Source organism: Rhodococcus sp. UNC23MFCrub1.1, from assembly GCF_000686025.1.
Lineage (GTDB): Bacteria > Actinomycetota > Actinomycetes > Mycobacteriales > Mycobacteriaceae > Rhodococcoides.
Genome location: NZ_JMLQ01000015.1, coordinates 38965 through 57635, shown reverse-complemented (window position 1 = coordinate 57635; position 18671 = coordinate 38965). Strand labels below are relative to the sequence as shown.

20 protein-coding genes are annotated in these 18671 nt (G+C 68.7%); 11 read left to right on the top strand and 9 right to left on the bottom strand.

Annotation, left to right across the window (positions count from 1 at the left end; translation table 11 throughout):
* On the top strand, nucleotides 1–802 hold an 802-nt coding region (locus BR07_RS0122100; protein ID WP_027507264.1), incomplete at its 5' end, for an NAD(P)(+) transhydrogenase (Re/Si-specific) subunit beta.
* A 28-nt stretch (nucleotides 803–830) separates the two neighbouring features.
* On the opposite strand, the gene BR07_RS0122095 is transcribed toward BR07_RS0122100, so the two are convergent.
* From BR07_RS0122095 to pdhA, 3 genes are all read right to left on the bottom strand, one after another.
* Nucleotides 831–1484, bottom strand: a complete 654-nt coding sequence (locus tag BR07_RS0122095) for a hypothetical protein (protein ID WP_056448448.1) — start codon at nucleotides 1482–1484, stop codon at nucleotides 831–833.
* Between the two features lie 69 nt (nucleotides 1485–1553).
* Nucleotides 1554–2582: an alpha-ketoacid dehydrogenase subunit beta gene (locus BR07_RS0122090; protein WP_081821488.1), complete on the bottom strand. Its 1029-nt coding sequence runs from the start codon at nucleotides 2580–2582 to the stop codon at nucleotides 1554–1556.
* Entirely contained in the window at nucleotides 2579–3658 is a 1080-nt protein-coding gene (gene pdhA, locus BR07_RS0122085) for a pyruvate dehydrogenase (acetyl-transferring) E1 component subunit alpha (RefSeq protein WP_037187430.1), read from the bottom strand. Before pdhA ends, BR07_RS0122090 begins: the two co-directional genes overlap by 4 nt.
* A gap of 260 nt (nucleotides 3659–3918) precedes the next feature.
* Between pdhA and BR07_RS0122080 the strand changes: the two genes are divergently transcribed.
* From BR07_RS0122080 to BR07_RS0122065, 4 genes are all read left to right on the top strand, one after another.
* Nucleotides 3919–5403, top strand: a complete 1485-nt coding sequence (locus BR07_RS0122080) for a cryptochrome/photolyase family protein (RefSeq protein WP_027507260.1) — start codon at nucleotides 3919–3921, stop codon at nucleotides 5401–5403.
* Between the two features lie 71 nt (nucleotides 5404–5474).
* On the top strand, nucleotides 5475–6302 hold the full coding sequence (locus tag BR07_RS0122075) for an SDR family oxidoreductase (protein ID WP_027507259.1): 828 nt from the start codon (nucleotides 5475–5477) through the stop codon (nucleotides 6300–6302).
* Nucleotide 6303: 1 nt separating this feature from the next.
* Nucleotides 6304–7521, top strand: a complete 1218-nt coding sequence (locus tag BR07_RS0122070; RefSeq protein ID WP_027507258.1) for an acyl-CoA dehydrogenase family protein — start codon at nucleotides 6304–6306, stop codon at nucleotides 7519–7521.
* Between the two features lie 47 nt (nucleotides 7522–7568).
* Nucleotides 7569–8570 (top strand): phosphotransferase family protein, encoded by a 1002-nt coding sequence (locus BR07_RS0122065; RefSeq protein WP_051613704.1) that lies wholly within the window; start codon nucleotides 7569–7571, stop codon nucleotides 8568–8570.
* 70 nt (nucleotides 8571–8640) lie between these two features.
* Here BR07_RS0122065 and BR07_RS0122060 read toward each other — a convergent pair whose 3' ends face one another.
* Nucleotides 8641–9816 carry a benzoate/H(+) symporter BenE family transporter gene (locus BR07_RS0122060; protein ID WP_027507256.1) on the bottom strand — a complete coding sequence of 392 codons (1176 nt, stop codon included), beginning with the start codon at nucleotides 9814–9816 and terminating at the stop codon, nucleotides 8641–8643.
* Nucleotides 9813–10253, bottom strand: a complete 441-nt coding sequence (locus BR07_RS0122055) for an acyl-CoA thioesterase (RefSeq protein ID WP_027507255.1) — start codon at nucleotides 10251–10253, stop codon at nucleotides 9813–9815. The genes BR07_RS0122060 and BR07_RS0122055 overlap by 4 nt, the downstream gene beginning before the upstream one ends.
* Nucleotides 10254–10410: 157 nt before the next feature.
* Between BR07_RS0122055 and BR07_RS0122050 the strand changes: the two genes are divergently transcribed.
* Both BR07_RS0122050 and BR07_RS0122045 read left to right on the top strand, forming a co-directional pair.
* Nucleotides 10411–11154 (top strand): GntR family transcriptional regulator, encoded by a 744-nt coding sequence (locus tag BR07_RS0122050; protein WP_027507254.1) that lies wholly within the window; start codon nucleotides 10411–10413, stop codon nucleotides 11152–11154.
* 84 nt (nucleotides 11155–11238) lie between these two features.
* Nucleotides 11239–12084 carry an SDR family NAD(P)-dependent oxidoreductase gene (locus tag BR07_RS0122045; protein ID WP_027507253.1) on the top strand — a complete coding sequence of 282 codons (846 nt, stop codon included), beginning with the start codon at nucleotides 11239–11241 and terminating at the stop codon, nucleotides 12082–12084.
* Between the two features lie 10 nt (nucleotides 12085–12094).
* Here BR07_RS0122045 and BR07_RS0122040 read toward each other — a convergent pair whose 3' ends face one another.
* Complete coding sequence (locus tag BR07_RS0122040) at nucleotides 12095–12553, bottom strand: PTS sugar transporter subunit IIA (protein ID WP_027507252.1); 459 nt, start codon at nucleotides 12551–12553, stop codon at nucleotides 12095–12097.
* Nucleotides 12550–12780 carry a glucose PTS transporter subunit EIIB gene (locus BR07_RS0122035; RefSeq protein WP_027507251.1) on the bottom strand — a complete coding sequence of 77 codons (231 nt, stop codon included), beginning with the start codon at nucleotides 12778–12780 and terminating at the stop codon, nucleotides 12550–12552. The genes BR07_RS0122040 and BR07_RS0122035 overlap by 4 nt, the downstream gene beginning before the upstream one ends.
* 272 nt (nucleotides 12781–13052) lie before the next feature.
* Here BR07_RS0122035 and BR07_RS0122030 point away from each other — a divergent pair, with 272 nt between their 5' ends.
* Genes BR07_RS0122030 through BR07_RS0122015 form a run of 4 tightly spaced genes read left to right on the top strand, consistent with a single transcriptional unit; the run spans nucleotide 13053 to nucleotide 17067 of the window.
* Complete coding sequence (locus BR07_RS0122030; protein WP_373428369.1) at nucleotides 13053–14294, top strand: PTS transporter subunit EIIC; 1242 nt, start codon at nucleotides 13053–13055, stop codon at nucleotides 14292–14294.
* Complete coding sequence (locus BR07_RS0122025; protein ID WP_027507249.1) at nucleotides 14291–15472, top strand: N-acetylglucosamine-6-phosphate deacetylase; 1182 nt, start codon at nucleotides 14291–14293, stop codon at nucleotides 15470–15472. The genes BR07_RS0122030 and BR07_RS0122025 overlap by 4 nt, the downstream gene beginning before the upstream one ends.
* Entirely contained in the window at nucleotides 15453–16232 is a 780-nt protein-coding gene (nagB, locus tag BR07_RS0122020) for a glucosamine-6-phosphate deaminase (RefSeq protein ID WP_027507248.1), read from the top strand. Before BR07_RS0122025 ends, nagB begins: the two co-directional genes overlap by 20 nt.
* 31 nt (nucleotides 16233–16263) lie before the next feature.
* A complete protein-coding gene (locus BR07_RS0122015) occupies nucleotides 16264–17067 on the top strand; it encodes an SDR family NAD(P)-dependent oxidoreductase (protein WP_027507247.1) in 804 nt (267 codons plus the stop codon).
* Between the two features lie 18 nt (nucleotides 17068–17085).
* On the opposite strand, the gene BR07_RS0122010 is transcribed toward BR07_RS0122015, so the two are convergent.
* Nucleotides 17086–17904 carry a shikimate 5-dehydrogenase gene (locus BR07_RS0122010; protein ID WP_027507246.1) on the bottom strand — a complete coding sequence of 273 codons (819 nt, stop codon included), beginning with the start codon at nucleotides 17902–17904 and terminating at the stop codon, nucleotides 17086–17088.
* A 46-nt stretch (nucleotides 17905–17950) separates the two neighbouring features.
* Complete coding sequence (locus BR07_RS0122005) at nucleotides 17951–18616, bottom strand: HNH endonuclease family protein (protein ID WP_027507245.1); 666 nt, start codon at nucleotides 18614–18616, stop codon at nucleotides 17951–17953.
* Nucleotides 18617–18671 lie beyond the last annotated feature (55 nt).

The following is an 18671-nucleotide window of genomic DNA, read 5'->3' as shown; positions in this document are numbered from 1 at the left end:
GGGCCTGTTCGTGGTGTTCCCCATCGGCGGCGCGGACATGCCGGTGGTTATCTCGCTGCTGAACGCGTTGACGGGTCTGTCGGCTGCGGCGGCGGGGTTGGCGCTGAACAACACCGCGATGATCGTGGCGGGCATGATCGTCGGCGCGTCCGGCACCATCCTCACGAATCTGATGGCGACGGCAATGAACCGGTCGATTCCGGCGATCGTGTTCGGGTCCTTCGGTGGCGGCGGCGCGTCCGCGATCGGTGGCCCGGACGATGCCGGCGGCACGGTGAAGTCCACCTCGGCGGCCGACGCGGCGATCCAGATGGCGTACGCCTCGCAGGTCATCGTGGTGCCCGGCTACGGTCTCGCGGTCGCGCAGGCCCAGCACGCGGTCAAGGACATGGCGTCGATCCTCGAGTCCAAGGGCGTGGAGGTGAAGTACGCGATCCATCCGGTGGCCGGGCGCATGCCGGGTCACATGAACGTGCTGCTCGCCGAGGCGGACGTGGAGTACGAGGCGATGAAGGAGATGGACGACATCAACGGGGAGTTCTCCCGCACCGATGTCACCCTCGTCATCGGCGCGAACGACGTCACCAACCCGGCGGCGCGCAACGATCCGAGTTCGCCGATCCACGGGATGCCGATTCTGAACGTGGACGAGTCGCAGTCGGTGATCGTGCTCAAGCGGTCGATGAGCTCCGGGTACGCAGGTATCGACAATCCGCTGTTCACGGCGGACCGCACGTCGATGCTCTTCGGCGACGCGAAGAAATCCGTCAACGCCGTCATCGAGGAACTCAAAGCCCTCTAGGTGTACCCGGCCCTGATGCCCCGCCCGCTCACCGGCGGCGGAGCATCAGGGCCGCGGTGTCGAGAGGGTTCTTCGCCTCGCGGGCAGCGGCGACGGGGGAGTGCGCCATGACGACACCGGCGGCGCCCCACCACATCCCGGTCACCAGCAGCGCCCCGACGATGCCGATGCCTGTCGCACCCGCGGTGACCACGGCGGCGAGGGCCACGCCGGCGACCAGGGCCGAGCCCAGCCCCAGGACGACGGGACGCAGCCGACCGGGCACGACGAGCGCACCCGACGCGATCACCGAGGATGCTGCGACCACGCGGCCGTCGGGAAGTGCCGACGTCGCGATGTGATCGGACAGCCATGCCGACCCGGCTGCGGCGGTCAGGGTCGACCCGAGGCACAGCATGAGGATCGCGCCGATGCCGTACGGCAACTTGCGCACCACCGCGACCACCGTCAGCGCGGCGACCACCACCAGCACGGTCGTCACGTCGATGACGTCGAGCACCGTGTCGGCCGGGGCGTACAGGGCCTCGAGCGCGACCGACGCCGGTGGGTAGCGCACGCCCAGCAGCGGCAGGACGGCGTAGAGCACGACCAGTGCCGCCGCAGACACTCCTGTCAGTGCCCACCACCGAGGGGTGGTGCGTCGGGCGCGAAGCGCGATCTGTTGCGTCGTCGTGGTACTCACGGGTCCCCATGATGGCGCACGAGGCTGGCAGAATCCTGTGACCCGGCACAGTGATTCCCGTGCGGCGCGTCAGCCTGCGAGAACCGTGTCGACTCCCGTGAGAATCCGATCGACGTCCGGGAGGTGGTGCCGCTCGAGGCGTGCCGGCGGGTACGGAACGTGGAAGCCCGTGACCCGCTGGACGGGTGCCTCCAGCGAGTAGAAGCACTCCTGCGACACCTGGGCCGCCACCTCCGCCGCGATGCCGAGGTAGCCCGTGTCCTCGTGCACGACGACGAGGCGCCCGGTCCGACGCACGGACCGACAGACCGTGTCGGTGTCCAGCGGTGAGAGGGACCGGAGATCGATGACCTCGAGGCTGTGGCCCTCGGACTCCGCCACCTCGGCTGCCTTCAGTGCGGTCTGCACCATCGACCCGTAGGCCACCACTGTCGCATCGGTACCGGTGCGGCACACGCGAGCGGCGTCCAGCGGCAGATCGGGCGCATCGGTGGCCCATTCGCCCTTGTCCCAGTACCGACGCTTGGGCTCGAGGAAGACGACGGGGTCCTCCGAGTGCACGGCCTGCTGGATCATCCAGTACGCGTCGTGGGGCGTGCTCGGGCTGACCACGCGCAGGCCCGCCGTGTGGGCGAAGTACGCCTCGGGAGATTCCGAATGGTGTTCGACGGCTCCGATGCCACCACCGAACGGGATGCGGATGACCATCGGAGCGCCGACGAGTCCGGCGGTGCGATACCGGATCTTGGCCACCTGGGACACGATCTGGTCGAAGGCGGGGTAGACGAACCCGTCGAACTGGATCTCCACGACCGGGCGGTAGCCACGGAGCGCCATGCCGAACGCGGTGCCCACCATGCCGGACTCGGCGAGAGGCATGTCGAGTACGCGCTGGTCGCCGAAGTCCTTCTGCAGTCTGTCGGTCACGCGGAACACACCGCCGAGCTTGCCGATGTCGAGGCCCATCAGCACGACCTTGTCGTCGTCTTCGAGGCATGCACGCAGACCTGCGTTGATCGCACCACCGAGGGTGCCCTTGACGTGGAGATCGGACGACGCGGTGGTCGCGCCGGCGCGGGAGAGGGTTCCGGTGGTCATCGCAGTGTCTCCTTCTGGCGGTCCACCACAGCGTGTGGTTCGGCGTAGACGTGGTCGAGCAGGGTGGACGACTCCGGATCGACGGCGGAGATCGTGGCGGAGCGCAGCCGGGTGGCGACGTCGTCCGCGGTCGCGGCGATGTCCTCGCGCACGGACGGTGTCAGGGCGCCCTCGCGGGTGAGCAGTCTGTCGAGGCGGTCCAACGGATCGCGCGCCGCCCACACGTCGCGCTCGGCGTCCGCGCGGTACCGCGTCGGATCGTCGGACGTGGTGTGCGGGCCCATGCGGTAGGTCATCGCCTCGATGAACGTGGGGCCACCGCCGGTGCGGGCTCGGTGCGCGGCGGCGCGCGTCACGGCGAGGACGGCGAGGGCGTCGTTGCCGTCGACACGCAGGGCGGGCATGCCGAAGCCGGCGGCACGGGACGCGAGCGGGAGCGGGCTCTGGAGCGCGACGGGCTCGCTGATGGCCCAGTGGTTGTTCTGGCAGAAGAACACGACTCCGGCTCCGAACGACACCGAGAACGACAACGCCTCCGAGATGTCGCCTTCGCTGGTAGCGCCGTCGCCGAAGTAGGCGACCGTGGCGATCTCGGCACCGTCGAGCCGCGCTGCCATGGCGTAGCCGGTGGCATGCAGACCCTGCGCTCCGACGATGATCGCGGGATTGGTGATGTTGTACTCGTCGGGGTCCCATCCGGAGTGCGCGGTACCGCGCCACAGTGCGGTGAGCTTCTCTACCGGCACGCCTCGGCAGTACGCCACCGCGTGCTCTCGGTAGCTCGTGAAGATGTAGTCGTCGGCGGTGACGGCGTGGGCAGAGCCCACCTGGGCTGCTTCCTGACCCAGCAGCGGTGCCCACAGTCCCAGTTCGCCTTGACGCTGCAAAGCGGTCGCCTCGGTGTCGATGCGGCGCGCGACCACCATGTCGCGGTACATGTCGAGCATGTGGGCGGCGTCGACGTCGGCGACGAGTCGCCAGTGCTCGGGGTCGTGCACTCGTCGGCCGTCGGGTTGGACGAGTTGCACGGGATGCGCGATGCGATCGCCCCGCGGTGATGTGTCCGATCGGGTCATGGTCTTCCTCTCCGCCGGTGCGCGGACCTCGTCGTGAGAGGAGGGCGCACAGTGTGGACGAACCGTGTGTGGTTCACCTCACAGCATGCTCGCCTGACCGCATTGCGCAAGTGATACCTGCGAGAGTGAGCAACTCGCTCGATGGACACCTCACCGACACGCACAGAACGAGCAGGATGGGCGTCGGGTGACGGTGTCGGACGGTCACGCGTAGCGGTTCCCGGCCGGTTGGCTCGGGGGAGGACGGGGAACAGCAGAGCATGTCCTCTCCGGCTCCGCTCTGGGTGTTCGCCGATCAGCTCGGACCCCACGTCCACTCGTCCGAGGAGATGGTGGACCGTGACGTCGTCATCATCGAGTCCGCGCGCGCGTTGGGACGTCGACGGGGTCATCGTCAGAAGGCCCATCTGTTGCTCAGCGGCATGCGGCACCTCGCCGAGGAGTTGGGCGATCGAGCGACGTACATCCGTGCGGACACCTATCGCGAGGGCCTGGCTCGCGTCGGGCGCCCGGTCGTCGTCCACGAACCGACGTCGCGGCGAGCGGAGGCCTTCGTTCGTCGACTGGCCGACGAGGGCCTGGTCGAGGAGATCGTGCCGACCCCCACGTTCGCCCTGTCCCGTGCGGACTTCGCCGACTGGGCGGGCGGCAAGAAGTCGTTCCTCATGGAGAACTTCTACCGAGAGCAGCGTCGCCGGTTCGACATCCTGATGGACGGCGAGAATCCGGTGAGCGGCACCTGGAACCTCGATGCGGAGAACAGGGAGAAGCCGCCGAAGAAGCGGACGACACTCGGTGTTCCCGAACCGTGGTGGCCCGAGGAGGACGACATCGACGCCGGCGTGCGTAAGGATCTCGACGCCATGGACGTCGACTGGTCCGGCGAGGACGGACCGCGTCTCTTCGCCGTCACCGCAGCCGAGGCGGCGTCGGCGCTGGAGACCTTCGTGGCCACCCGTCTCGCCACGTTCGGTCCCTACGAGGACGCCGTGATGGCCGCGGACTGGACCATGTCGCACTCGCTGCTGTCGGTGCCGTTCAACCTCGGTGTGCTGCACCCGTTGGACGCGGCGCGCGCCGCCGAGCAGGCCTACCGGGACGGCACGGCACCGCTCGCAAGCGTCGAGGGGTTCGTACGCCAGATCCTGGGGTGGCGCGAGTACGTGTGGCACCTCTACTGGCATCTGGGCGAGGACTACATGCGCACCAACGCCCTCGATGCCGACACACCGCTGCCCGGATGGTTCCAGACCCTGGATGCGGAGGAGGTCACCGCGGCGTGTCTGTCCGACGCCCTCGCCGGCGTGCACGATCGCGGGTGGGTGCACCACATCCCGCGCCTGATGATCCTCGGAAACCATGCGCTGCAACGTGGGTACGACCCGCGGGCGCTCACCCGGTGGTTCACCGAGCACTTCGTCGACGGGTACGAGTGGGTGATGCCGGTCAACGTCTTCGGCATGAGTCAGCACGCCGACGGGGGAGTGATCGCGACCAAGCCCTACACGTCCGGCGGCGCGTACATCGACCGCATGACCGATCACTGCAAGGGCTGCGCGTTCGATCCGAAGAAGCGGGTGGGCGAGGACGCATGCCCGTTCACGGCGGGGTACTGGGCGTTCACGCACAAGCACCGCGAGCGGCTGGCGAAGAACATGCGCACGCGCCGAGCAGTCAGTTCGATGGAGCGGCTCGGCGACATCGACGAGATCGTCGAGCAGGAGCGGCACCGGACCTCTTTCTGAACTCGAGGTCGACCTCGAGTTCGTTGACCCTGAAAGCCCGTCACCCACTGCGCATGCCTACTATCTGAATGATGCGGGTCACAGACAAGGTCGCCATCGTCACGGGAGGTGGCGCCGGTATCGGCGCCGCCCTCGCCACTGCACTGGTCGAGGCCGGGAACTCGGTCCTGGTCGCCGATCTCGACGGGGCGGCCGCCGATGCGGTCGCCGCGCGACTGGGGGAGCGGTGCATCGCCGTCGGCGGCGACGTCGCCGACGACGCGGTGATCGCCCAGATGATCGAGCGGGTCGAGGAGGCGTTCGGGCCACTCGACATCTACATCGCCAATGCCGGGACGACGGCAGGGATGGGGCTCGACAGCACCGACGCCGCCTGGGACACCGCGCTGTCGGTCAACGTCCTCGCCCATGTGCGCGCTGCGCGCGTGGTGATCCCGCGATGGATCGAGCGCGGAACGCACGGCTACTTCCTGTCCACCGCGTCCGCGGCGGGCCTGCTCACCCAGATCGGATCGGCCACCTACTCGGTGTCCAAGCACGCCGCCGTCGGCTTCGCCGAATGGTTGTCGGTCACCTACGGCGACAAGGGCATCGCGGTGAGCTGCCTGTGCCCGATGGGCGTCAACACGGCGCTCCTGAACTCGGGCTTCGACAGTGACGCCGAGGGTGCCTCGGTGGCGGCCTCCGCCGTGACCGGCGCCGGCACCGTCCTCGAACCGGAGGACGTCGCTCGCATCGTCCTCGAGGCGATGGAGACCGAGAAGTTCCTCGTTCTCCCGCACCCCGAGGTGCTCACGTTCTACTCGCACAAGAGTGCCGACTACGACCGGTGGATCGCCGGGATGCGTCGGTACCGAACATCTCTCGAGACGGCCGCACGGCCAGGACAGGATCGCTGACATGGATTTCGCGTACTCGGATCGGTGCAAGGACTACCAGCAGCGCCTGCTGGCGTTCATGGACGAGAAGGTCTATCCGGCGGAGGCGGTCTACGCCCAGCAGATCCTGGAGTCCGGTGATCCGCACTTCCAGCCGCCGATCCTCGAGGAGCTCAAGGCCGACGCGAAGTCGCGCGGCCTCTGGAACCTCTTCCATCCGGATCCCGCCTACGGCCCCGGTCTGACCAACGCCGAGTACGCACCGCTCGCGGAGATCATGGGCCGCAGCCCCGCGATCGCGCCCGAGGCCTGCAACTGCGCCGCACCGGACACCGGCAACATGGAGGTGTTCACCCGCTTCGGCACGGACGAGCACAAGGAGAAGTGGCTCGCCCCGTTGCTCGAGGGCACCATCCGCTCGGCCTTCGCCATGACGGAGCCCGATGTCGCCAGCTCCGACGCGACGAACATCGCGATGTCCATGGTGGCCGACGGCGAGGACTGGATCCTGAACGGTCGGAAGTGGTGGACTTCCAACGCTTTGCACCAGAACTGCAAGGTCTTGATCGTCATGGGCAAGACCGCGCCCGAGGCGTCGACGTACGAACAGCAGTCGATGATGGTCGTGCCGATCGACGCGCCCGGCGTCACCGTCCTGCGCGGACTGCCCGTGTTCGGGTACCAGGACCGCGAGGGTCACGCCGAGGTCCTCTTCGAGAACGTCCGCGTCCCCGGCAAGGACGTGCTCGCCGGACCGGGCGCCGGTTTCATGATCGGCCAGGCACGTCTCGGCCCCGGCCGTATCCACCATTGCATGCGTGCGATCGGAATGGCCGAGCGCGCACTGGAACTCATGTGTGACCGTGCGTCGTCCCGCGTGGCGTTCGGCAAGCCGATCGCGGCGCAGGCCAACATCCAGGACTGGATCGCCGAAGCCCGCATCGACATCGAGATGGCGCGCCTGCTCACGCTGAAGGCCGCCTGGATGATGGACGAGTTCAGCAACAAGGAAGCGCGCGTGGAGATCGCGGCCATCAAGGTCGCCGCGCCCGCGATGGCCCTGAAGATCGTCGACCGCGCCATCCAGGTCCACGGCGGCGGCGGTGTCTCCGACGACTTCCCGCTCGCCAGCATGTACGCCCACCTGCGGACCCTGCGTCTCGCCGACGGTCCGGACGAGGTGCACAAGCGGACCATCGCACGCACCGAGCTCGCGCCCTACCGGAAGATCGACAAGTGACGACGGGAACGACACCGGGCCTCGACGACGGTGCGGTGACGGCGTGGATGGAGAGCCTCGACATCGGGGTCTCGGGGCCACTGACCTTCGAGCGCATCGGCAACGGGCAGTCCAACCTGACGTTCGCCGTTGGCGATGCCGCCGGTGGTCGGTGGGTGCTGCGGCGTCCGCCGCTGGGCACGCTGCTGGCGTCGGCGCACGACGTCGCTCGCGAGTACCGCATCCTGTCGGCCTTGCAGCAGACCGCCGTTCCGGTGCCGACGACGATCGCGCTGACCGATGATCCAGCGGTCACCGATGCGCCTCTGGTCCTGATGAGTCATGTGGACGGGTTGGTGATCGACAGCCCGACCGTCGCGGAGACGCTGTCCGAGGAGCGTCGACGGGCCATCGGGGAGGCGATGCCCGCCACGCTCGGCAAGATCCACGCGGTCGATCTCGACAGCACCGGACTCACCGACCTGGCGAGTCACAAGCCCTATGCCGCACGGCAACTGAAGCGATGGTCGTCGCAGTGGGCGCAGTCGAAGACGCGGGACGTTCCGGACATCGAGCGCCTTGCCACCGCGCTGGCGGCGTCGGCTCCGGAGCAGGCCGAGGTCTCGTTGGTGCACGGCGACTTCCATCTGAGCAACATCATCACCAGCGGAGCCGGTGAGGGAAGTGTCGACGATGCGATCGTCGCGGTGGTCGACTGGGAGCTGTGCACGCTGGGCGACCCGCTCGCGGACGTCGGTGCGCTGCTGGCCTACTGGTCGGAGGCCGACGACGACAACGCGGGCATGTTCATGTCCTCCACGTTGCCGGGCTTCCCGACGAGGAACGAGCTGGTCGAGCTCTATGCCGCCGCCACCGGCCGCGACGTCTCCGCGGTGGGGTACTGGCACGCCCTCGCGCTGTGGAAGCTGTCCGTCATCGCCGAGGGCGTCATGCGCCGGGCCATCGACGACGAGCGCAACCGGGCACGCGACGGTTCTCCGACGACGGATCTGGTGGACGGCATCATCGGCCGCGCCGTCGCCACGGCGGAGGAGGCCGGGATCCTCTGAGTGGGCTCCGCCCCCGTGCGCCTTTCGCGTACCCCTGGATACGCGAAAGGCGCACGAGGAGCACCGGTCCTCAGGCGCGTCGGGTGAGGCCCAGTCGGACGACGAGACCGAGCACGAGCGCCCAGAAGGCCGAGCCGATCCCCGCGATCGCCACACCCGAGGCGGCGACGACGAACGTGATGGCCGCCGGCACCCGGTCCGCCTCGGTGCTCAACGCGGCGGCCAGCGATGCCGCGAGGGTTGCCAGCAACGCCAGTCCCGCAACGGTTTCCACGATGCCGGCCGGCGCGAGGGCGACGAGGGTCGCCAGCGCCGCCGAGGCGAGCGCGAGGGCCAGGTAGGACGCCCCGGCAGCCACCGCCGCGATCCACCGACGATCCTTGTCCGGGTGCGCGTCCGGGGCGGCCGCGAGCGCTGCGCTGATGGCAGCGAGGTTGACGGCGTGAACGCCGGCGGGTGCGGTGATCGCTGTGCCGACGCCGGTGACGGTCATCGAGGCTCGCCACGGTACCGCGTAGCCGAAGGAGGCCATGACGGCCGTTCCCGGGATGTTCTGCGACGCCATCGTCACGATGTAGAGCGGCAGGGCGATGCCGATCAGCGCCTGCCACGTCCAGGTGGGTGCGACGAGGTCGAGGCTCGGGAGCAGCGATCGGGCGCCGATCTCGGTGTCGCCCGTCGTGAGCGAGATGCCGATGACCACGGCGGCGACGGCGAAGGCCGCCGGTACCGCCCAGCGCGGGGAGAAGCGCAGCAGCAGGACCCATGTGACGACGACGGGGGCGACCGCAGCGGGATTGTCCGCGAGGGCCCGCACGGGTTCGAGACACAGTGGCAGGATGACGCCGGCGAGCATCGCCTGTGCCAGCGACACCGGGATCGCCGCGATGACGCGGCCGAGGCCGGACCACACTCCGGTGAGCACGATCGCGATGCCCACGGTCACGAACGCTCCCACGGCCGCCGGCCATCCGCCGACCACCGCTCCGGTACCCGCGAGCAACGCGGCACCGGGTGTGGACCAGGCCAGTGTGATCGGGATGCGGTAGCGCAGTGCCAGACCGGTGATCCCGAAGGCCATGACGAGAGACATGGCGAACAGTCCGGACGCGGCCTGGGACTCGCTCGCCCCCACCGAGCGCAGGCCCGTGAGGACCACGGCGAACGAACTGGTGAAGCCGACGAGCGCCGTGACCACACCCGCGCCGATCGGCACGGCGAGGGACACCCGGCCGGGGGCTGTCACTGTCCGAGTGCCTCGACGACCGCGCGGATCTCGTCGGGGACCGGTGTCGGGCGGCGGGTCTCGGCGTCGACGTAGACGTGAACGAACCGTCCCGCCGCCGCCGGGGTCAGGTTTTCGCCGTCCACCCGGAAGATGCTCAGCGCGTACACGATCGAGGTGTTGCCGAGCCTCTCGACGGCGATACCCACCTGCAGGTCGTCGGGAAAGCTCAGTTGGCTGAGGAACCTGCAGGACGTCTCGGCCACCACGCCGATGGCCGGAAGTGTGCGGATGTCGAGGCCGGTGCTCTGCATGAGCCACCCGTTCACCGCGGTGTCGAAGTACGAGTAGTACGTGACGTTGTTGACGTGCCCGTAGTGGTCGTTGTCCTCCCAGCGGGTGGCGACGGGCCACAGGACGGGGCAGTCGGCTGCGGACGGGACGGTGCTCTCGGTCATGCGGGTGAGGATTCCATCCCCGTGCGCCTTTCGCGTATCCCAGGGTGCGCAAAAGGCGCACGGGGCGAAGCCACGGTAGTAAGTTGGACGGGACCAGTCCGTACCGCTCGCGCCAAGATCGCTCCGGTCGCGCCGATTCTCGGGAGTACACGCCGTGGTGATGCCCGTCCACCTTCGCGACAGTGCCGTACCCAAGCACGAGCAGCTCCGCGCGATCCTGCTGCACCGGTGCACCAAGGAACTCCAGCCCGGCGATCTGATGCCGAGCGAACGGCGCCTCATGGAGGACTACGGGGTCAGTCGAATCACCGTGCGCGAGGCCATCGGTCAGCTCGTCAACGAGGGCCACCTGGTGCGGGTGCGCGGCAAGGGCACGTTCGTCGCCAGTCGGCCCGTCCAGTCGAGGCTCCACCTGGCGTCGTTCTCGGAGGAGATGCGCGCGCAGGGTCTCGAACCCACCACGGTCGTTCTCTTCGCGCGGCTCGAGGATCCGTCGGTGGCCACCATCCGTGCGCTGGACATCGCCGCGGGCGGCAAGGCGTACCACATCAAGCGGCTGCGGCTGGCGGACGGAGAGCCCGTCAGCGTCGACGACGGGTGGTACGACGCCGCCGTGCTGCCGGGCCTGGTCGAACTCGATCTGAGCAAGTCCATCTACGACGCGGTGTCCTCCCACTACGGGCAGACCATCGATCGCGCCGAGCAGACGGTCAGCGCGACGGCGGCCGACAACGACACCGCGACGCTGCTGGGGACGAAGCGTGGGGCGCCGGTGCTGTACTTCGACCGGGTGTCGTTCAGCGGTGACCGGCCGATCGAACACACGGAGAGCTGGTACCGCTGCGATCGGTATCAGCTCACGATGGAGGTCCAGGGCGGGCGGCGGCCACAGCGTCGCTGACGTCCACAGCCGACAGCGTCGCCGACGCCGTTCGCTCGTACACTTCGGTCGAGGCGTTCCATCCGCAGATCGAAAGGCTCCTCCGTGCCCACTCCCCGTTCGCTCACCGGTCGCACCATCGTCGTGACGGGAGCGAGCGACGGAATCGGGCGCATCGCCGCGCGCACCCTGGCGGAACGCGGTGCGGAGGTGCTCGTCGTGGGCCGCTCACCGGAGAAGACCGCCGCCGCGGCCTCGGAGATCGGTGGTCGCGCGTTCGTGGCCGACTTCGCCTCGTTCGACGACGTGCGACGGGTCGCGGACGAGCTGCGGGATTCCGTCGATCACATCGACGTCCTGTTGAACAACGCGGGTGGAACGTTCGATCCGTCGAAGCGCACCGCCGACGGGCACGAGCCGAACGTCCAGATCAATCACCTGTCGCCGTTCCTGCTCACCCACCTGCTACTCGACCGACTCGGCGGTACGGCGGGCAGTCGCATCGTCAACACGTCGTCCGTGGGCAACCTCGGTGGACGAATCGATCTGCAGGACATGGCCTACGACCGTTCCTCGCCGGCCGAGTTCCGCGCCTACTGCACCAGCAAGCTGATGAACATCGGCTTCACCCGCGGCGCCACGGAGCGGTGGTCCGACCGCGGCATCACGTCGGTGGCCGTCCACCCCGGAGCGGTGCGCAGCAACTTCGGCAACGCCAACGTCCTGTTCCGGGTGATCTACCGGACTCCGCTGAAGTACGTGGCCTCGATCAGTGCCGAGTCGGGCGCCGAGCCGTTGGTGTCGGTGGCCGTCGACAAGCCGGACGCCGAGGTCGCCGGGATCTACTACAGCCGCCACAAGGCTCGCGGTCGCACGAACGGGCAGGTAGACGATCCCGCCGTGGTCGACGGGCTGTGGAGAGAGTCGGAGAAGCTGGTCGGGCTGGCCTGACCCCGGCGCGTCAGAGGGTGAAGAGCGGCTCGCCGGCAGTGACGGACGACCCGACCGACGGCGTCGCGAAGGAGTCCGCGGCGGAGTCCATCACGACGACGGGGCACACGTCGTCGAATCCGGCGGCGGCGACGGCGGCCGGGTCGTAGCGCACGACGACGTCTCCAGCCGACACCGAGTCCTTCTCGGCCGCGACCAGTTCGAAACCCTCGCCCTTCATCGTCACGGTGTCGATACCGATGTGCACCAGCACTCCCTTCCTGTCCTCCGTCAGAACCACGAAGGCATGAGGGTGCAGCTTGAGGATGCGCCCGGACACGGGAGAGTGGACGTCCACCATTCCGGTCGTCGAAGCGGGTCTGACAGCCACGCCGGCGCCGACCATCTGCGAGGAGAACACCGGGTCGGGGACGTCGGCCAGTGCGATGACGGTGCCCGCGAGCGGGCTGCCCACGGCGGTGTCGGTCACAGGATGTCGTCGATGTCCTCGGCGAGGGTGTCCGCCTCGGGCCCGACGATGACCTGCACGGCCGTCCCCTTGTGGAAGACCCCGTGTGCTCCGGCGGCCTTGAGAGCGGCCTCGTTCACGAGTGCTCCGTCTCGCACCTCGGTGCGGAGCCGCGTGATGCAGGCTTCGATCTCGACGATGTTCCCGGCTCCTCCGAGCCCGGCGACGATGGCGTCCGCCTTGGACATGCGGTGCTCCTTCCGCTCGGTGACCCGCCCCCGGCGCGATGCGATGCAGGTGGGCGTGCTCACACTTTCTGTTTGACATCAGGCTGCCACCTGGTCAAACTACAACTGGTTATGACCGGACAGTACCCGTGATGGAACCGGTCCACAACACACACGAGAAGAAGGTCGCCATGGCCGGCACGACTGCCACCGGGAACACCGCACCACAGACGCCCACCGAGAAGAAGGACTCCCGCGCACTCGCCGGGTTGCAGCGATTCGGGCGCAGTCTCATGCTGCCCATCGCCGTGCTCCCCGCCGCAGGCATCCTGCTCCGCATCGGCCAGCCCGATCTGCTCGGACGCTTCACCCCGCTCGAGACCACCGCATCGGTGATCTCGGCCGCGGGGCAGTCGGTCTTCACGTGGCTTCCCCTCATCTTCGCAGTCGGCATCGCGATCGGCTGGGCGAAGAAGTCGGACGGCTCCACCGCGTTGGCCGCGGTGGTCGGTTACATGGTGGTCGACGGCGTCTTCACGGCCATGTCGCCGGTGGTGCTCGACGGCGAGGTCGACGCGAACGGCGACCCTGCCGTCATCGACTACGGCGTGCTGGCCGGCATCATCATCGGTCTGCTCTCCGCCGTTCTCTGGCAACGCTTCTACCGTCAGAAGCTGCCCGACTACCTGGGCTTCTTCAGCGGCCGACGCCTCGTCCCGATCCTGACGGCGATCACCGGTCTCGTGGTCGGCGTCCTGATGTCCTTCGTGTACCCGCTGTTCTACAGCGCCCTGAACTGGGTGGGCGCCACCGTCGCCGATCACTCCGTCGTGGGCAGCGGTATCTACGGTTTCGCCAATCGCATGCTCATCCCGACCGGCCTGCACCACATCCTCAACTCCGTCGTGTGGTTCCTCGTCGGTGACTACACGGACGCGAGCGGCCAGATCGTCCGAGGCGACCTCAACCGCTTCTTCGCCGGGGACCCGAGCGCCGGAGTGTTCATGACCGGCTTCTTCCCGATCATGATGTTCGCGCTGCCCGCCGCTGCCTTCGCGATCTACCGCAACGCGAAGCCGTCGCAGAAGAAGCTCGTCGGTGGCATCATGCTCTCGACCGGTCTCACGGCCTTCGTCACCGGTATCACCGAGCCGCTCGAGTACTCGTTCATGTTCGTCGCCTGGCCGCTCTACATCGTGCACGCGGTGCTGACCGGTACCTCGATGGCGTTGACCAACGCACTGGGCATCCACGACGGCTTCTTCTTCTCCGCGGGCGGTATCGACTACCTGCTGAACTACGGCATCGCCACCAAGGCATGGCTTCTCATCCCGATCGGCCTGGTCTACGCCGTCATCTACTACGTGCTGTTCAGCTTCGTCATCAAGAAGTGGAACCTGCGCACGCCCGGACGTGAGGACGACGTGACCCTCGACGACGCGGCGGTGACCACCGGCGCACCGGCGGCCACCACCGCATCGACGGACGCCACGACCGCGCCGACGGACAAGCCGGCCGGCGGCGGCTCGGCGTGACCCTCCTCCGCGGGCGCGTCGTCCTGGTGGACGGCGTGCTCGAGGACGGGGTGGTGGAGTTCGAGGACGATCGGATCGTCCGGGTGGGCCCGGCCCGCGGGCGGACGGACATCGCCGTCCCGCCGTCGTCCTCGACGATTCTGCCGGGCATGGTGGACGTGCACTGCCACGGCGGCGGGGGAGCAGGCTTTCCCGATGCCACGGCCGACGCCGTCGATGCCGCTGTCGCGCATCACGTGCGCAGCGGGACGACGACCATGCTCGCCTCCCTCGTGTCCGCCCCGCGCGAGGTGCTCGTCGACAGGACGACACTGCTGGCGGAGCTGTGGCGCCGCGGCGACATCGCGGGCGTTCATCTCGAGGGGCCGTTCCTCGCCCGTAGCCGTTGCGGTGCACAGGATCCGGCGGCGATCGTTCCGGGTGATCCGCGTCTCCTCGAGGCCGTGGTGACGGCCGGCGGGGGAGCCGTGCGGTCGATGACGCTGGCACCGGAGACCGCGAACCTGGACGCCCTCGCTCGGGTGATGGCCGAGAACGACATCCGTCCGAGCGTGGGCCACACCGACGCCGATGCGGCCACGGTCACGGCAGCGCTGGCGCGGCTGACCGGGCCGGTGAGCGCCACCCATCTGTTCAACGGGATGCCGCCGCTGCACCATCGGTCGCCCGGACCGGTGGCCGCGTGTCTCGCGGCGGCGGGACGCGGCGAGATGGTGCTCGAACTCATCGGTGACGGAGTGCATCTCGATTCCTGGACGGTCGCCATGGTGGTCGACCTCGTCGGACCCGACGGCATCGTGTTCGTCTCCGACGCCATGGCCGCGGCCGGGATGAGCGACGGCCCTTACCGATTGGGCTCGCTCGACGTGACGGTCGCGGACGGGGTGGCGCGCCTGACGCAGGACGGCGACGAGCCGGGAGCCATCGCGGGCGGAACGTCGACAGTCCTCGACATCGTGCGACGGGCGGTGGCCGAGTCGGGAGTCGACCTGGTGTCGGCGGTGCGCATGGGGGCGACCACACCGGCTCGGTTCCTCGGCCTGCAGGACACGGTGGGGCGCCTGGCGGCCGGGATGCGCGCGGACATCGTGATCACCGATGCCGATCTGACCGTGACGAGCGTCGTGAGGCGCGGACGAGTGGAAGTGGGTGTGCCGGATGGAGATCGTCATCCGTGACGACGCGGCGGCGGTGCACCGCACCGTGGCGGACATCGTCGAACGCAGGGTTCGGCAGGGTGCCGCGGTGCTGGGCGTGGCGACGGGGTCCACCCCGTTGGGGACGTACCGGGAGCTCGGTCGGCGGCATCGCGAGGAGGCGTTGTCGTTCGCGTCCTGCCGGGCGTTCCTCCTCGACGAGTACGTGGGTCTGCCGGCCGCCCATCCGCAGTCGTACCGTTCGGTGATCGCCACGGAGTTCGCTGCGGAGATCGACATCGACCCGGATGCCATCGACGGTCCGAACGGCGAGGCGGCGGACGTCGCGGCCGAGTGCGCTCGCTACGACGCCGCGATCGCCGCGTCGGGCGGTGTGGACGTGCAACTGTTGGGCATCGGGTCCGACGGCCACATCGGCTTCAACGAACCGGGGTCGTCGCTCGTCTCCCGCACGCGGGTCAAGACCCTCACGCGCCGCACGCGGGAGGACAACGCACGCTTCTTCGACTCCGCCGACGAGGTACCGCATCACGTGGTCACCCAGGGTCTGGGCACGATTCTCGAGGCCCGCCATCTGGTCCTCGTCGCACTCGGCGAGGGGAAGGCGGAGGCTCTCGCCGCGTCGGTGGAGGGGCCGCTGGCCGCGTCCTGTCCGGCGTCGGTGATCCAGATGCATCCGCACGTGACCGTGGTCGTCGACGAGGGCGCGGCGTCGGCGCTGGGGTCGAGTGACTACTACCGGTACGCGTTGTCGGAGAAACCCACATGGCAGAACTTCTGATCGTCGGACGTCCGGTCCCTACAGTGAGCGGATGACCATGTCGACGCTGCGTACGCGTCTCACCGGATCCACCGTCCTCGTCACCGGCGCGAGCTCGGGCCTGGGTGCCGATTTCGCACGACGCTTCGCATCCCTCGGGTGCGACGTCGTGCTCGTCGCGCGGCGACTCGATCGCCTCGAGGAGCTGGCTGCGGAGATCTCCTCCCGGCACGGTGTCACCGCCACCCCGATCGCCGCGGACCTCGCCGTGCCCGGTGCGGGATCGGCGCTGAAGGCGACTCTCGGTCACCGCGGCATCACGGTGCACTCGCTGATCAACAATGCGGGATTCGGGACGCACCAGCCGTTCGTCGAGGAGGATCCGGTGACGCTCGGCAACGAGATCGCCGTGAACATCGCTGCTGTCGTCGATCTCTCGCGTGCGTTCCTGCCGGGCATGATCGAGCACGGCGCGGGCGTGCTGGTCACGCTCGCGAGCACGGCGGCGTACCAACCGCTCCCGGGAATGGCCGTCTACGCGGCGAGCAAGGCGTTCGTGCTCAGCTTCACCGAGGCGCTGGCCGTCGAGACTCGCGGGACCGGCGTCACCGTCATGGCGGTCTCGCCGGGTCCCACCGAGACCGAGTTCTTCGAGGTGCTCGGCAGCAAGGACGCCGCGTTCGGGAAGATGCAGACGTCGGAACAGGTCATGGACACGACGTTCGCGGCGCTCGCGGCCAAGCGGCCCCCGGCCTCGGTGGTGTCCGGAGTGAACAACAAGCTGCAGTCGGCCGGTGTGCGGTTGCTCCCACGGCGCGCCGCCCTCGAGGTCACCGCCAGAATGTTCCGTGAGTAGTCGGCTGGTCGAACGACCTCAGCGCCGACTGAACTCGGAGGCCCGCTGGATCTGCTCGGTGCGCAGGCGCACGCCGGTGTACAGCGCGAATTGCTCCGCGGCCTGCAGTGCCACCACCTGCGCACCGGTGATCACGGGCTTTCCGGCGGCGCGCGCCGCGACGATCAGCGGTGTCTCTGACGGCACCGCGACCACGTCGACGACGGCGCGAGCGGCGGCGATCTGCTCGGTGGCGAACGGCAGCGCGTCGGAGTCCGGACCGCCGGCCATCCCGACGGGTGTCACGTTGACGAGGACGTCGGCCGAGACGTCGTCGGCGGTGGCCGACCAGCCGTAGCCGTACTTCTCGGCGAGAGCCGGTCCGGTTCTCTCGTTGCGCGCCACGACAGTTCCTGTGGTGAAGCCCGTGTCCCGCAGCGCGGCGACGACGGCCTTGGCCATGCCGCCACTGCCCGTGACCGCGACCGACCACGACGGGTCGAGACCGGCCTCCCGGACGAGGTCCGCGACGGCCTGGTAGTCCGTGTTGTAGGCGTGCAGCACGCCGTCCTCGTTGACGATGGTGTTCACCGAGTCGATCGCGGACGCCGAGTCGTGCATGACGTCGACGTGCTCGATGCAGGCCTCCTTGAACGGCATGGACACTCCGCAGCCGCGGATTCCGAGCGCACGGATTCCGGCGACGGCCGCGGGGAGGTCGGTGGTGGTGAACGCCTTGTAGACGAAGTTCAGATCCAGCTCGTCGTAGAGGTAGTTGTGGAACCGGGTCCCGATGTTGCTGGGCCGCCCCGACAACGACATGCAGAGCTGGGTGTCTTTGGTGAACACACGCGACATGACGGGCAGCGTAACGGTTCCGGCGACGGCTCGGGTTCGGACGGAGTCAGGGGCAGGAGTTCGACACCGTGGTCAGCACGTCCCGGTCGGCCACCGTGACGGGAAGCCCGTACCGGACGGCCACCGTGAGGAACCGCCCCGCGTAGTAGCAGTGGTACGCGCCGTTGGGAGGCATCCAGTCCGAGGGGGTCTTGTCGCTCTTCGACTGGTTCTCCGCACCCGAGACGGCCATGAGGTTGTACGTGATGTCGTTGGCGAAACGGATGCGCTGATCGAGCGGCCACTGCCATGCGCCCATGTCCCACGCCGCCGCCAGCGGGTAGGTGTGGTCGATCTGCACGTCGCCCGCGCTCTGCTTGCTGAACGGCAGCACCGATCCCGTGAACGGATCGCTCAACGATCCCGCCACGACGACGCAGTCGTTGGTTCCCGGCCGGAACTGCACGTCTGTGAGCGCGAGCTGCAGCACGTTGTCGCGGGTGCCGCAGCCGTCGTGTCCGCCCGGACCGTCGTAGTCGTCGGTCCAGGCGGGACCGAACACGCATCCGTCCCCGGCCTTGCAACTGCGCTCGTACCCCGGCACGTCGGGCCGGGAGTCCACGACGGCGACCTGCGCGAGCAGTGACTCGATCGTCGTCGCGGGGGGACTGCCCGGTGCGGGAGTGGGCGCGCCCAGCAGCGTCGAGCAGCCGGTGAGGACGGCCAGGACCATCGCGGCGACGAGCGCGGACGCGAGACGCCGCGTCGGCCGGGTCGAGGAGAAGGTC

Bases quoted from the DNA above. Each gene is read 5' to 3' on its own strand.
- BR07_RS0122090 (WP_081821488.1), bottom strand. From the start codon at position 2,582: ATGACCACCGGAACCCTCTCCCGCGCCGGCGCGACCACCGCGTCGTCC.
- pdhA (WP_037187430.1), bottom strand. From the start codon at position 3,658: ATGACCCGATCGGACACATCACCGCGGGGCGATCGCATCGCGCATCCC.
- BR07_RS0122080 (WP_027507260.1), top strand. From the start codon at position 3,919: ATGTCCTCTCCGGCTCCGCTCTGGGTGTTCGCCGATCAGCTCGGACCC.
- BR07_RS0122075 (WP_027507259.1), top strand. From the start codon at position 5,475: ATGCGGGTCACAGACAAGGTCGCCATCGTCACGGGAGGTGGCGCCGGT.
- BR07_RS0122070 (WP_027507258.1), top strand. From the start codon at position 6,304: ATGGATTTCGCGTACTCGGATCGGTGCAAGGACTACCAGCAGCGCCTG.
- BR07_RS0122065 (WP_051613704.1), top strand. From the start codon at position 7,569: ATGGAGAGCCTCGACATCGGGGTCTCGGGGCCACTGACCTTCGAGCGC.
- BR07_RS0122055 (WP_027507255.1), bottom strand. From the start codon at position 10,253: ATGACCGAGAGCACCGTCCCGTCCGCAGCCGACTGCCCCGTCCTGTGG.
- BR07_RS0122035 (WP_027507251.1), bottom strand. From the start codon at position 12,780: ATGTCCAAGGCGGACGCCATCGTCGCCGGGCTCGGAGGAGCCGGGAAC.
- BR07_RS0122030 (WP_373428369.1), top strand. From the start codon at position 13,053: ATGCTGCCCATCGCCGTGCTCCCCGCCGCAGGCATCCTGCTCCGCATC.
- nagB (WP_027507248.1), top strand. From the start codon at position 15,453: ATGGAGATCGTCATCCGTGACGACGCGGCGGCGGTGCACCGCACCGTG.
- BR07_RS0122015 (WP_027507247.1), top strand. From the start codon at position 16,264: ATGACCATGTCGACGCTGCGTACGCGTCTCACCGGATCCACCGTCCTC.
- BR07_RS0122010 (WP_027507246.1), bottom strand. From the start codon at position 17,904: ATGTCGCGTGTGTTCACCAAAGACACCCAGCTCTGCATGTCGTTGTCG.
- BR07_RS0122005 (WP_027507245.1), bottom strand. From the start codon at position 18,616: ATGGTCCTGGCCGTCCTCACCGGCTGCTCGACGCTGCTGGGCGCGCCC.